The organism is Streptomyces prasinopilosus (genome assembly GCF_001419695.1).
Lineage (GTDB): Bacteria > Actinomycetota > Actinomycetes > Streptomycetales > Streptomycetaceae > Streptomyces > Streptomyces prasinopilosus.
The window spans coordinates 1-13,432 of record NZ_LIRG01000050.1; the positions used below are offsets into that span (position 1 = coordinate 1).

The 13,432-nt window shown below is 71.6% G+C and carries 11 protein-coding genes, 2 pseudogenes and 1 riboswitch; of the genes and pseudogenes, 11 read left to right on the forward strand and 2 right to left on the reverse strand.

What is annotated here, in order from left to right:
* Positions 1-92: 92 nt before the first annotated feature.
* The 3 genes and pseudogenes from AOK18_RS33900 to AOK18_RS03235 all read left to right on the forward strand — a co-directional run.
* The coding region (locus AOK18_RS33900; RefSeq protein ID WP_478078835.1) for a diacylglycerol kinase catalytic domain-containing protein at positions 93-253 on the forward strand (161 nt) is incomplete at its 3' end.
* Between the two features lie 2 nt (positions 254-255).
* A pseudogene (locus AOK18_RS03230) lies at positions 256-877 on the forward strand (diacylglycerol/lipid kinase family protein); the annotation flags it as partial.
* Positions 878-1,195: 318 nt separating this feature from the next.
* The gene (locus AOK18_RS03235) at positions 1,196-1,453 is read left to right on the forward strand and encodes a WhiB family transcriptional regulator (RefSeq protein WP_030219886.1); all 258 of its coding nucleotides are present in this window, start codon (positions 1,196-1,198) and stop codon (positions 1,451-1,453) included.
* Positions 1,454-1,749: 296 nt separating this feature from the next.
* Here the strand turns inward: AOK18_RS03235 and AOK18_RS03240 are convergent, their stop codons facing one another.
* On the reverse strand, positions 1,750-3,225 hold the full coding sequence (locus AOK18_RS03240; RefSeq protein WP_055570675.1) for a sensor histidine kinase: 1,476 nt from the start codon (positions 3,223-3,225) through the stop codon (positions 1,750-1,752).
* Positions 3,226-3,854: 629 nt separating this feature from the next.
* Here AOK18_RS03240 and nagB point away from each other — a divergent pair.
* From nagB to AOK18_RS03270, 7 genes and pseudogenes are all read left to right on the forward strand, one after another.
* Positions 3,855-4,640, forward strand: coding sequence for a glucosamine-6-phosphate deaminase (nagB, locus tag AOK18_RS03245; RefSeq protein ID WP_055570679.1), 786 nt, complete (start codon positions 3,855-3,857; stop codon positions 4,638-4,640).
* A 224-nt stretch (positions 4,641-4,864) separates the two neighbouring features.
* Positions 4,865-5,629 carry a GntR family transcriptional regulator gene (locus tag AOK18_RS03250; protein WP_055570676.1) on the forward strand — a complete coding sequence of 255 codons (765 nt, stop codon included), beginning with the start codon at positions 4,865-4,867 and terminating at the stop codon, positions 5,627-5,629.
* Positions 5,630-5,795: 166 nt separating this feature from the next.
* Positions 5,796-6,062 (forward strand): DUF3311 domain-containing protein, encoded by a 267-nt coding sequence (locus AOK18_RS03255; protein ID WP_175400194.1) that lies wholly within the window; start codon positions 5,796-5,798, stop codon positions 6,060-6,062.
* Positions 6,059-7,687 carry a monocarboxylate uptake permease MctP gene (gene mctP / locus AOK18_RS03260; RefSeq protein WP_055570678.1) on the forward strand — a complete coding sequence of 543 codons (1,629 nt, stop codon included), beginning with the start codon at positions 6,059-6,061 and terminating at the stop codon, positions 7,685-7,687. Before AOK18_RS03255 ends, mctP begins: the two co-directional genes overlap by 4 nt.
* A gap of 103 nt (positions 7,688-7,790) precedes the next feature.
* Positions 7,791-8,177, forward strand: a pseudogene (locus tag AOK18_RS35290) (GNAT family N-acetyltransferase); the annotation flags it as partial.
* A 148-nt stretch (positions 8,178-8,325) separates the two neighbouring features.
* A riboswitch (cobalamin riboswitch) is annotated at positions 8,326-8,465 on the forward strand.
* 126 nt (positions 8,466-8,591) lie between these two features.
* Positions 8,592-11,021 (forward strand): ribonucleoside-diphosphate reductase subunit alpha, encoded by a 2,430-nt coding sequence (locus AOK18_RS03265; RefSeq protein WP_055693275.1) that lies wholly within the window; start codon positions 8,592-8,594, stop codon positions 11,019-11,021.
* A gap of 62 nt (positions 11,022-11,083) precedes the next feature.
* Entirely contained in the window at positions 11,084-12,040 is a 957-nt protein-coding gene (locus AOK18_RS03270; protein WP_240503033.1) for a ribonucleotide-diphosphate reductase subunit beta, read from the forward strand.
* Between the two features lie 73 nt (positions 12,041-12,113).
* Here AOK18_RS03270 and AOK18_RS03275 read toward each other — a convergent pair whose 3' ends face one another.
* Positions 12,114-12,365, reverse strand: a complete 252-nt coding sequence (locus AOK18_RS03275; RefSeq protein ID WP_055572166.1) for a hypothetical protein — start codon at positions 12,363-12,365, stop codon at positions 12,114-12,116.
* Between the two features lie 94 nt (positions 12,366-12,459).
* On the opposite strand from AOK18_RS03275, the gene AOK18_RS03280 reads away from it, so the two are divergent.
* Positions 12,460-13,422 carry a GlxA family transcriptional regulator gene (locus AOK18_RS03280; RefSeq protein WP_055693276.1) on the forward strand — a complete coding sequence of 321 codons (963 nt, stop codon included), beginning with the start codon at positions 12,460-12,462 and terminating at the stop codon, positions 13,420-13,422.
* The last annotated feature ends 10 nt before the right edge of the window (positions 13,423-13,432 follow it).

Below are 13,432 nucleotides of genomic sequence, written 5' to 3' on the forward strand. Positions count from 1 at the left end.
GTCCCGATCGCGTTCCCGGGCCGCCCCCGCCCCCGCCGCCGGCCACACCTCGGCCTGGGCCCCGGTACCACCCAGTAGGTACCCTGCAACCCATGCGTGCACTTCTCGTGGTCAATCCGGCGGCAACCACTACGAGTGCGCGTACGCGCGACGTGCTGATCCACGCCCTCGCCAGCGAGATGAAGCTGGAGGCGGTCACCACCGAGTACCGCGGCCACGCGCGCGACCTGGGCCGGCAGGCGGCGGAGAGCGANNGCTGGACGCCCTGCGCGAGGGACGCGAACGCACCGTCGGTCTGGGCCTGACGTCGGGCACGCCGGGGACGGACGACGAAAGCGTGCCGCCCCGCTGGTTCACCTTCAACGCGGGGCTGGGCTTCGACGCCGGCGTGGTCGGCCGGGTGGAACAGCACCGGGAGCGCGGCAGGAAGTCCACTCACGCGCTGTACATGCGCCAGGTCGTACGGCAGCTGATCGGTGAGCCGCACCGCCTGCGCGGCGTGATAACGCTCGAGCAGCCGGGCGAGGAACCGGTCGGGGATCTGGCGCTCTCCATAGTCTCGAACACCTCCCCGTGGACGTTTCTCGGCAATCGCCCGATCTACGCGTCGCCTAAGGCCTCGTTCGATACCGGCCTCGACATCTTCGGTCTGAAGCGGCTGTCCGCCTCCGCCCTTGCCCGGTATGGCACCCAGTTGCTCACTTCGTCCCCCGAGCGCGGACCCCGGGGCGGGCACGTGACCGCGAGGCACGATCTGACCCAGTTCACCTTGCATTCGAAGGTGCCGCTGCCTCTCCAGATGGACGGCGACCACCTCGGACTGCGAACCAGCGTGACGTTCACAGGCGTTCGCCGTGCACTGCGTGTGATTGTGTGAGCAGAAAACGCTAAAGTCCTTTCACTCGAACGTTTAGGCCAGGATCCACCCCATGGAAGTACGGCTGTGACCTAGTCGACACCGATGAATCAAAAAAAACTTTCCGGAAGGGGTTGTATCCGCCGCCGAGGTTTGCGAGTCTCTACATGGCGATCAGGACGGCCCGCAGAACCGGCCTCCACAGATCGCCGGAACCCCTCTTCAAACCCAAGGACCACGCCAGGGAACTGGCAGTCGGCCCTTCACTTGTTGGGGGATTCGTGAAAGCGTTCACATTCACAAGCCACATGTAGTTCATACCAAGGAGAGGTAGCAGCCATGGACTGGCGTCACAACGCCGTTTGCCGCGAGGAAGACCCCGAGCTCTTCTTCCCCATCGGCAACACCGGTCCTGCGCTGCTGCAGATCGAGGAAGCCAAGGCCGTCTGCCGCCGCTGCCCGGTGATCGAGAGCTGCCTTCAGTGGGCACTCGAGTCCGGTCAGGACTCCGGCGTCTGGGGTGGTCTCAGCGAGGACGAGCGCCGCGCAATGAAGCGCCGCGCCGCCCGCAACCGGGCCCGTCAGGCCTCCGCCTGACAACCCCACCCCTGCTGACAGCCTGAGCTTGGCGGCGCGTACGGCGCGTACGCTTTTCCCGCCCCCGAGCCGCAGCACGCAGTTCCCCGGTGCTCCCCCGAGTCCCGGCTCATCGCGAGCCGGAGGGGAACCCATCAGTCAGGCAAGAGCCCCGGACGGTACACCCGTCCGGGGCTCTTCGCTGTGTTCCGGCCCCACGGCCGGCCGCGTCACCGGCCCGCCCGCCGGTCCCCGCCCGCGGTCCAAGCCCGGCGGACCGCAGCACCGTCCCGGCCGCCGGCACACGTCACCCAGCGTCACTTGTCCATGGCCACCGGCACGTCCAGCAGCACGCGGGTCCCCCCGTCCGGGGCCGGCACCATGTCGAAGGTTCCGCCCAGTTCCCCCTCGACCAGGGTCCGCACGATGTGCAGCCCCAGGTTGCCGCCGGTGTGCGGGTCGAAGTCCTCGGGCAGGCCGACGCCGTCGTCCTGGACGGTGACCAGCAGGCGGGCCTCCTTGGTGGTGCCGCCGCGGACCGCGGTCACCTCGACCGTGCCGGTGTCGCCCTCGCGGAAGCCGTGCTCCAGGGCGTTCTGCAGAACCTCCGTCAGCACCATCGACAGCGGGGTGGCGACCTCGGCGTCGAGTATGCCGAAGCGGCCGGTGCGCCGGCCGGTGACCTTGCCCGGCGAGATCTCGGCGACCATCGCCAGGACACGGTCGGCGATCTCGTCGAACTCCACCCGCTCGTCCAGGTTCTGGGAGAGCGTCTCGTGCACGATCGCGATGGAACCGACCCGGCGCACCGCCTCCTCCAGCGCCGCGCGGCCGCGCTCGGAGCCGATCCGCCGGGCCTGGAGGCGCAACAGTGCCGCCACCGTCTGGAGGTTGTTCTTCACCCGGTGGTGGATCTCCCGGATGGTCGCGTCCTTGGTGATCAACTCCCGTTCGCGGCGGCGAAGTTCGGTGACGTCCCGGAGCAGGACCAGCGAACCGATGCGGCTCCCCTTCGGCTTGAGCGGGATCGCCCGGAACTGGATCACCCCGCCGGGCGCCTCGATCTCGAACTCGCGCGGGGCCCAGCCGCTGGCGACCTTCTCCAGCGCCTCGTCCACCGGCCCGCGGGAAGGCGCCAGCTCGGCGGTGGTCCGGCCGAGGTGGTGGCCGACCAGGTCGGACGCCAGACCCATCCGGTGATAGGCGGACAGGGCGTTCGGGGAGGCGTACTGGACGACCCCCTCCGCGTCGAGCCGGATCAGTCCGTCCCCCACCCGGGGCAGCGCGTCCATGTCGGGCTGCTGGTTCGCGAACGGGAAGGCGCCGGCCGCGATCATCTGGGCGAGGTCGGAGGCGCTCTGGAGGTAGGTGAGCTCCAGCCGGCTGGGGGTGCGCACGGTGAGCAGGTTGGTGTTGCGCGCGATGACCCCGAGCACCCGGCCCTCCCGCCGCACGGGAATGGACTCGACGCGCACCGGCACCTCCTCCCGCCACTCCGGGTCGCCCTCGCGCACGATCCGCCCCTCGTCCAGGGCCGCGTCCAGCATGGGGCGGCGGCCGCGGGGGACGAGATGGCCGACCATGTCGTCCTGGTACGAGGTCGGACCGGTGTTGGGCCGCATCTGGGCGACGGAGACGTAGCGGGTGCCGTCGCGGGTGGGGACCCACAGGACCAGGTCGGCGAAGGAGAGGTCGGAGAGCAGCTGCCACTCCGAGACCAGCAGGTGAAGCCACTCGAGGTCGGAGTCGTCGAGAGCGGTGTGCTGGTGTACGAGTTCGTTCATGGAGGGCACGTCAGCGAGCGTACCCGGGGCGTCGTGCCCTCCCCCCGGAAACACCCGCGGGCCGCGGCGCCTGGAGGGACCCTCAGCCCTCCCGGCACCGCAGCCCGGAGCGACATCGGCCGCGGGGTGTGCGGTCCCGTTCGGCCGAGGGATGAGGATCCGGGGCAGTCAGGGCAGAGAGCTCCGGGTCCTCGGTCCGCCTTCCTGTGCGGGGAAGGCAGGCTTGCGTGCGCTGCACTGTTACGCATTGTGGACTAGACCACTCTCCGTGTCCATGTGTCGGAGACGGTTCGTCGCGGTCTTTTTCGCGGTCGCGCGGCCGTGCGTGCGCGCCCCTCGGGACGACGGTCGCGCGGGACGACGGCCGGGCGGACATACGGGCATCCGCCACGCACCCTATCCCGCGAGCGTGCGTCAGGGAACGGAATTCCAAGGTCATTTCGGTCGGCGGGCCGCGGCCGTCCCGTGCTGGGATGCTGGGGAGGACCGGGAGCGGGCTCCCGCGGGAGGCGCCGCCACCCCTCACCCGGGGGCGGATCCCGCTCTGTTAGATTGATATTGGTCTAAACCACATGGCCGTCCCGCTCTCCTCCGGGACCGGCCGCAGACGAGTCCCCTCCCAGAACGGCAGGCTCAGCGTGGAAGTTGTCATCGTTCCGGACGCCAAGGCCGGCGGCGCGCTCATCGCCGGGGCCATGGCCGATCTCCTGCGGCGCACCCCGGACGCCCTGCTCGGCGTGGCCACCGGCTCGACGCCCCTGCCCGTCTACGAGGCACTGGCGGCCCGGGTGCGCTCCGGCTCCGTGGACACCTCCCGGGCGAGGATCGCCCAGCTCGACGAGTACGTGGGGCTGCCCGCCGACCATCCCGAGTCCTACCGCTCGGTGCTCCGGCGCGAGGTGCTGGAGCCGCTCGGCATCGGCATGGACGCCTTCATGGGCCCCGACGGCGCGGCCGAGGACATACCGGCCGCGTGCGAGGCGTACGACAGGGCGCTGGCCGAGGCCGGCGGCGTCGACCTGCAGCTGCTCGGCATCGGGACGGACGGGCACATCGGGTTCAACGAGCCCTGCTCCTCGCTCGTCTCGCGCACCCGGATCAAGACGCTGACCGAGCAGACCCGGGTGGACAACGCGCGCTTCTTCGGCGGCGACGTCGGCCAGGTCCCGCACCACGTCATCACCCAGGGCATCGGCACCATCCTGGAGGCCCGCCACCTGGTCCTGCTCGCCACCGGCGAGGGCAAGGCGGACGCGGTCGCCGCGACGGTCGAGGGCCCGGTGGCCGCGGTGTGCCCGGCGTCCGCCCTGCAGCTGCACCCGCACGCCACGGTCGTCGTCGACGAGGCCGCCGCGAGCAAGCTCAAGTTCGCGGACTACTTCCGGCACACCTACGCGAGCAAGCCGGACTGGCAGGGCATCTGACCACGGGCCCCGGGCGCCCCGCTCCGCGCCGCGGCCCGGGGCCGCGGCGGCCCGGGGTCCCGGTTCCGGACGCCATGGTGGACTAGACCAACCCCCGGCCCGGCGGTATACAGAGGGGATCACGGAGCGTACCGGGGCGCGTCCCCGGCCGCGGCCGTGCCACGATGTGGGCCGGAGCCGAGGGGGTGCCGGCCGTTCGGCACCCGGAGCCGGGAAGGCAGAGCATGAGCACCGACGTCAGCAGTACGGAGAACGAGGGCGGGGCCACGGTCCGTACGGCGCGCGTGCCCAAGTACTACCGGTTGAAGAAGCACCTGCTCGACATGACGGAGACGGCCCCTCCCGGCACCCCGGTCCCGCCCGAGCGCACCCTGGCGGCGGAGTTCGACACCTCGCGCACCACCGTGCGCCAGGCGCTCCAGGAGCTGGTGGTCGAGGGACGTCTGGAGCGCATCCAGGGCAAGGGCACCTTCGTCGCCAAGCCCAAGGTCTCGCAGGCGCTGCAACTCACCTCGTACACCGAGGACATGCGCGCGCAGGGCCTGGAGCCCACTTCGCAGCTGCTGGACGTCGGCTACATCACCGCCGACGACGGGCTCGCCTCACTGCTCGACATCGGCGCCGGCGGACGGGTGCTGCGCATCGAGCGGCTGCGCATGGCGAACGGCGAGCCGATGGCCATCGAGACCACCCACCTCAGTGCGAAGCGCTTCCCGGCGCTGCGCCGCAGCCTGGTCAAGTACACCTCCCTCTACACCGCGCTCGCCGAGGTGTACGACGTCCGTCTGGCGGAGGCCGAGGAGACCATCGAGACCTCCCTGGCCACCCCGCGCGAGGCCGGCCTGCTCGGCACCGACGTGGGGCTGCCGATGCTGATGCTCTCCCGGCACTCACTGGACCGGGACGGGCAGCCGGTGGAATGGGTGCGCTCGGTGTACCGGGGCGACCGGTACAAGTTCGTGGCCCGCCTCAAGCGCCCGCAGGACTGAGCCCCGAGCCGGACGGCCGACCGGGAACCCGCCGCCCCGGGCTCGGCCTTCCGTGGAGTTCGAGTACGCGATCCCCGCGAGGGGGGTTCCGCCCCGCTCCGGTGCTGATCTAGATTTCCTGCGCGTTGCGCAGCCCAGGAGATCAGCGAGGGGACGGAGTCGTTCGATGTCACAAGCCCCAGATTCCGGCGGAGGCCCGGTGGTGACGCCCGCGCGCGTCGTCATCGGCCTCTGTCTTTCAGCACCGTTCGTGGCCATGCTGTGGGTCGGCTCGTACGCGAGGACCGACCCCGCCTTCATCGGCATCCCGTTCTTCTACTGGTACCAGATGTTATGGGTGCTGGTCTCCACCGCGCTGACGGTGGTCGCCTACAAGCTGTGGCAGCGTGACCAGCGCGCCCGCGCGGCGGCGAGGGGCGGTGCGCGGCGATGAACGACGGCGTGAACGGCGTGGCCCTCGCCGTCTTCATCTTCTTCTTCGTCCTCGTCACGGCGATGGGCTTCCTGGCCGCCCGCTGGCGCAGGGCGGCGAACGAGCACAGCCTCGACGAATGGGGCCTGGGCGGACGGTCGTTCGGCACCTGGGTCACCTGGTTCCTGCTCGGCGGCGACCTGTACACGGCGTACACCTTCGTGGCCGTGCCGGCGGCGATCTACGCGGCGGGCGCGGCGGGCTTCTTCGCCGTGCCGTACACCATCCTCGTCTACCCGCTGATCTTCACCTTCCTGCCCCGGCTGTGGTCGGTGTCGCACCGGCACGGCTACGTGACGACGTCCGACTTCGTGCGCGGCCGGTTCGGCTCGAAGGGGCTGTCGCTGGCGGTGGCGGTCACCGGCATCCTGGCGACGATGCCGTACATCGCGCTCCAGCTGGTCGGCATCCAGGCCGTGCTGGACGTGATGGGCGTCGGCGGCGGCGAGGACACCAACTGGTTCGTCAAGGACCTGCCGCTGCTGATCGCCTTCGGCGTGCTGGCGGCGTACACGTACTCGTCGGGTCTGCGGGCCCCCGCGCTGATCGCGTTCGTGAAGGACACGCTGATCTACCTCGTGATCGCGGTGGCGATCATCTACATCCCGATCAAGCTGGGCGGCTTCGACGACATCTTCGCCAGGGCGAGCGAGGCGTACGGCGAGACCAATCCGGCCACGGGCGCGCCGCGCGGTTCGCTGGTGCCGGGCGAGGCGGGGCAGTGGACCTACGCCACGCTGGCGCTGGGCTCGGCCCTCGCGCTGTTCATGTACCCGCACTCGATCACCGCGACGCTGTCCTCGCGCAGCCGTGAGGTGATCCGCCGCAACACCACGATCCTGCCGCTGTACTCGCTGATGCTGGGTCTGCTGGCACTGCTCGGTTTCATGGCGATCGCGGCCGGGGTGGAGGTCTCCAACGGGCAGCTGGCGATCCCGCAGCTGTTCGAGAACATGTTCCCGGCCTGGTTCGCCGGGGTGGCCTTCGCCGCCATCGGCATCGGGGCGCTGGTGCCCGCGGCGATCATGTCGATCGCGGCCGCGAACCTGTTCACCCGCAACATCTACAAGGACTTCCTCAGGCCGGACGCGACACCCGCGCAGGAGACCAAGGTCTCCAAGGTGGTCTCGCTGCTCGTGAAGGTGGGTGCGCTGGCCTTCGTCCTCACCATGGACAAGACGGTCGCCATCAACTTCCAGCTCCTCGGCGGCATCTGGATCCTGCAGACCTTCCCCGCCCTGGTGGGCGGCCTGTTCACCCGCTGGTTCCACCGCTGGGCGCTGCTCGCGGGCTGGGCGGTCGGCATGGTCTACGGCACGGTCGCGGCGTACGGGGTCGCCTCGCCGACGCAGAAGCACTTCGGCGGTTCCTCGGAGGAGATCCCGGGGATCGGCGAGATCGGCTACATCGGCCTCACCGCCTTCGTGCTCAACGCCCTGGTCACGATCGGCCTGACCTTCGTCCTGCGGGCCGTCAGGGCGCCCGAGGGCGTCGACGAGACCCGGCCGCAGGACTACACGGCGGACGCGGGCGATCCGGGCGTGGAGGTGGAGCTCCCGCCGGCCACGGCGGGCAGCGCCCACTGACGCCGCACGGCGCGCTCGGGGCGGCGGACCGCCGGAGGGAGACCGGCGGCCCGCCGCCCCGCCCGTCGGGCACACCCGCGCCGTGGGCATCACGATCCGGCCGGTGCGGCCCGACGAGTACGGGACGCCGGGTGGGATCACCGCGCAGCCCTGTCCGGAGGACGGTCCGCTCGCCTTCGGGGAGCACGACCCGTACCTCGGTGAGCTCGGGGACGTCGCCGAGCGGGCCGCTGCCGAGGTGCTGGTCGCCGTGGACGGCGGCCGGGTGATCGGCGGCGTGACGTCCGTTCCGGACGGCGGGCCCATGGCCGGTCCGGCCGGGCCCGGCGAGGCCGGGCTCCGGATGCTCGTGGTCGCCCGTGCGGCCCGGGGCCGCGGGGCGGGGGAGGCCCTCGTCCGCACCTGCGTCGAGCGGGCGCGGGCCACGCGGGGCTGCGGGGGGATCGTGCTGTCGACCCGGCGGATGACGCACTCCGCCCACCGCGTCCACGAACGTCTCGGCTCCGTCCGCGCCCCCGGGCGCGGCCGGAACCCGGTGCCGCACCTGGACGACACCGGCCTTCTCGCCTGCACGCTGACATTCCGACCCCGCTACGACACAACATATGGGCCTGCTGGCGCCGTCCGGCACAAGATGTATGCTCATGCTCGCTGTCGCCGCAGGGGAATCCGGTGCGAATCCGGAACTGTCCCGCAACGGTGTACTTGTGCGTGTCCGCGTCGTCCGCGGGCCCGCACGGGCTTCAGTCCGAGGACCTGCCGACAGTGCGCCCCGGCCGTCCGGCCCGGGCGCCTGACGTCCGGGCCTCGCGGAATGGGCCGGTGGACGCGAGGCCCGTTCGCGGGCCCGTGTGCTGCCCCCTGCCCTCGCCGAGGCCCCGTGCCGAGCGAGGGAGAGCCCCACGTGACCATCGCGCCAGCCGATCCTGCTTCAGCGGTCGACGTGACCGAGGCGGGCGACGGCCCCGGTGCCGCGCTGCTGCGGACCCTGACCGGGCTGACCGCCGACCTCCCCGACGCCGACCCCGGCCGGGTCGCCGCCGCCGCGCTGCGCGGCCGGTCCGCCCGTGCGGACGAGGCCGAACTCCGGGAGCTGGCCACCGAGGCGGCGGCCGGGCTCATCTCCGAGGACCCCGTCTACTCCCGGCTCGCCGCGCGGCTGCTGACCCTCGGCATCCGTGCCGAAGCCGCCTCGCAGGGCGTCACGTCGTTCACCTCGTCGATCGCCACCGGGCACCGCGAGGGCCTCGTCGCGGACCGGACCGCCGGGTTCGTCCGGCTGCACCAGGAGCGTCTCGACGCGCTGGTCGACCTCGGCGCGGACGACCGCTTCGGCTACTTCGGGCTGCGCACCCTGTACAGCCGCTACCTGCTGCGGCACCCGGTCACCCGCAAGGTCGTCGAGACGCCGCAGCACTTCCTGCTGCGGGTCGCCGCCGGTCTCGCCGAGGACGACACCCCCCGCGCGGTGGACGAGGTCGCCGGGCTGTACGGCCTGATGAGCCGCCTGGAGTACCTGCCCTCCTCGCCCACCCTGTTCAACTCCGGCACCCGGCACCCCCAGATGTCCTCCTGCTACCTCCTGGACTCCCCCAAGGACGAGCTGGACTCCCTCTACGACCGCTACCACCAGGTGGCCCGCCTCTCCAAGCACGCCGGCGGCATCGGCCTGGCCTACTCCCGCGTCCGCTCCCGGGGTTCGCTGATCCGCGGCACCAACGGGCACTCCAACGGCATCGTCCCGTTCCTGAAGACCCTGGACGCCTCCGTCGCCGCCGTGAACCAGGGCGGCCGGCGCAAGGGCGCCGCGGCCGTCTACCTGGAGACCTGGCACTCGGACGTCGAGGAGTTCCTGGAACTGCGCGACAACACCGGTGAGGACGCCCGCCGTACGCACAACCTGAACCTCGCGCACTGGGTGCCGGACGAGTTCATGCGCCGGGTCGACGCCGACGCCGCCTGGTCGCTGTTCTCCCCCTCCGACGTCCCGGACCTGGTCGACCTGTGGGGCGAGGAGTTCGACGCGGCCTACCGGGCCGCCGAGGCCGCGGGCCTGGCCCGAAGGACGATCCCCGCCCGGGAGCTGTACGGGCGCATGATGCGGACCCTCGCCCAGACCGGCAACGGCTGGATGACGTTCAAGGACGCCGCCAACCGCACCGCCAACCAGACCGCCGAGCCCGGGCACGTCGTCCACTCGTCCAACCTGTGCACGGAGATCCTCGAGGTCACCGACGACGGGGAGACGGCGGTGTGCAACCTGGGCTCGGTCAACCTCGGCGCGTTCGTCGACCCCGCGGCCGGCGACCTGGACTGGGAGCGGCTGGACGCGGCCGTGCGCACGGCCGTCACCTTCCTCGACCGGGTCGTGGACATCAACTTCTACCCGACCGAGCAGGCGCGCCGCTCCAACGCGCGCTGGCGGCCGGTGGGGCTGGGGGTGATGGGCCTCCAGGACGTCTTCTTCGCCCTGCGCCTGCCCTTCGACTCCCCGCGGGCCCGGCGGCTCTCCGCCCGGATCGCCGAGCGCATCATGCTCGCCGCGTACGAGACCTCCGCCGACCTCGCCGCACGCCCCCGGACGCCCGCGACGGACCCGGGGACCGACTCCGGGACGGTGGGGACCCCCGTCGGCCCCCTGCCGGCCTGGGAGCACACGCGTACCGCCCGGGGCGTGCTGCACCCCGACCACTACGACACCGACCTCGCCTGGCCCGAGCGCTGGACGGCGCTGCGCGAACGCATCGCCGCCGTCGGCATGCGCAACGCGCTGCTGCTGGCGATCGCGCCGACCGCCACCATCGCGTCCATCGCCGGCGTCTACGAGTGCATCGAGCCGCAGGTGTCCAACCTGTTCAAGCGCGAGACGCTGTCCGGCGAGTTCCTCCAGGTCAACCCGTACCTGGTGGACGACCTGAAGCGGCTGGGCGTGTGGGACGCGCGGACCCGCGAGGCGCTGCGCGAGGCCGGCGGCTCGGTGCAGGACTTCACCTGGATCCCCGAGGAGGTGCGCGGCCTGTACCGGACCGCGTGGGAGATCCCGCAGCGCGGCCTGATCGACATGGCCGCCGACCGCACCCCGTTCCTGGACCAGTCGCAGTCGCTGAACCTGTTCATGGAGACGCCGACCATCGGCAAGCTCTCCTCGATGTACGCCTACGCCTGGAAGCGGGGCCTGAAGACCACGTACTACCTGCGCTCCCGGCCGGCGACCCGCATCGCCCGCGCGGCCCGGGCGCAGACCGCCGCCGTCCCCGTCCCGCAGCCGGCCGCCGAGCCCGAGGCCGTCGCCTGCTCCCTCGAGAACCCCGAATCCTGTGAGGCCTGCCAGTGACCACCGCCGCCCCCCGGACCCAGAACCTGCTCGACCCCGGTTTCGAGCTCACCCTGCGCCCCATGCGGTACCCCGACTTCTACGAGCGCTACCGGGACGCGATCAGGAACACCTGGACCGTGGAGGAGGTCGACCTCCACTCGGACGTCGCCGACCTCGCGCGGCTGAGCCCCGCCGAACAGCATCTGATCGGCCGCCTGGTGGCCTTCTTCGCCACCGGTGACTCGATCGTGGCCAACAACCTGGTGCTCACCCTCTACAAGCACATCAACTCCCCGGAGGCGCGGCTGTACCTGTCGCGGCAGCTCTTCGAGGAGGCGGTGCACGTCCAGTTCTACCTGACCCTGCTGGACACCTACCTGCCCGATCCGCAGGACCGGACGGCCGCGTTCGCGGCGGTGGAGAACATCCCGTCCATCCGGGAGAAGGCGGAGTTCTGCTTCCGCTGGATGGACTCGGTGGAGAAGCTCGACCGGCTGGAGACGCGGGCCGACCGCCGCCGCTTCCTCCTCAACCTGATCTGCTTCGCCGCGTGCATCGAGGGCCTGTTCTTCTACGGGGCGTTCGCCTACGTGTACTGGTTCCGCAGCCGGGGCCTGCTGCACGGCCTCGCGACCGGCACCAACTGGGTGTTCCGGGACGAGACGATGCACATGTCCTTCGCCTTCGACGTGGTCGACACCGTCCGCGAGGAGGAGCCGGACCTGTTCGACGACGAACTCCAGCGGCAGGTGACGGACATGCTGCGCGAGGCGGTCGAGGCGGAGCTGCAGTTCGGGCGCGACCTGTGCGGGGACGGGCTGCCGGGCATGAACACCGAGTCGATGCGGCAGTACCTGGAGTGCGTGGCCGACCAGCGGCTCACCCGGCTGGGCTTCGCCCCGGTGTACGGCTCGGACAACCCGTTCTCGTTCATGGAGCTCCAGGGGGTCCAGGAGCTGACGAACTTCTTCGAGCGGCGTCCGTCCGCCTACCAGGTCGCCGTGGAGGGCACGGTCGACCTGGACGAGGAGTTCTAGGAACGGTCCGGCCCGGGGAGGTCCCTCCTCCCCGGGCCGGCCGCCCGGGTGCCGCCCCTCCGGTGCCCGCGCCTCACGCCGCGCGTGCGGTGCGGTGCGGGGCGGCGCTCCGCTCGGGGCGGGCCCCCGGGGTCCGCTCCGGCCGGGGCGGCCCGGCGGGTGCGTGGTGCCGCCCGGCGGCGGCGCGGCCGGTCTCGGCCCACTTCAGCTGTCGGTCGGTCCTCCGCTCGTGCGCGATGCCGATGACGGCGGGGAGGACCATCAGGACGAGCAGTCCGAGCACGGCCAGCATTCCGATCAGTGCTTCCACCTGTGTCGTATCCATGGACACCACTGTCCTGCCGGACGCTCCTTACCGGACAGTGGCAGATCTGCCGCACACCCTCGATTTACTGCCAACGACGGGGCACACTGGGGTCATGCTCCGCAATGTGGCCGCCGTCCTGCTCGACCGCGTGAACCCCTTCGAACTCGGCGTCGTCTGTGAGGTCTTCGGCGTCGACCGCAGCGACGACGGTCTGCCCGTCTACGACTTCGCGGTCGTCTCCGCCGAAGGCCCCTCGCTGCGCAGCGACACCGGCTTCTCGCTCCGGGTCGAGCACGGCCCGGAGCGGCTGGAGGCGGCGGACCTCATCGCCGTGCCCGCCGGGTCGTGCTACGAGACGCGGGACTTCCCGCCCGAGCTGCTGGACGCGCTGCGCCGGGCCGTGGACCGGGGCGCCCGGGTGCTCAGCGTCTGCTCCGGCGTGTTCGTCCTCGCCGCCGCCGGTCTCCTCGACGGCCGGCGCGCCGCCGTCCACTGGCGCCACGCGGACGCGCTGAGCAGGAGGTATCCCCACCTGACCGTCGAACCGGATGTGCTCTACGTCGACGAGGACCCGGTGATCACCTCCGCGGGCACCGCCGCCGGGATCGACGCCTGCCTGCACCTCGTGCGCAAGGAACAGGGCCCCGAGGTCGCCAACCGGATCGCCCGGCGCATGGTGGTGCCCCCGCACCGCGACGGGGGCCAGGCCCAGTACATCGAGCGCCCGCTGCCGCCGCCCGGCGGCGACACCGTCTCCGAGGTGCTGGTGTGGATGGAGCGGCACCTCGACGAGGAGGTGACCGTCGAGCAGCTCGCGGCCCGCGCCCACATGTCCCCGCGCACGTTCGCCCGCCGCTTCCAGCAGGAGACCGGCACCACGCCGTACCGCTGGATCCTGCGCCAGCGGGTGCTGCTCGCCCAGCGTCTGCTGGAGGGGACCGACGAGACGGTGGACGCGGTCGCGGGCCGCACGGGGTTCGGCAACGCGGCCGCGCTGCGCCACCACTTCGTACGCGCCGTGGGGACGACCCCGCACGCCTACCGGCGCGCGTTCAGGCGGCCTCCGGGCCCCTGAACGCGCGCCG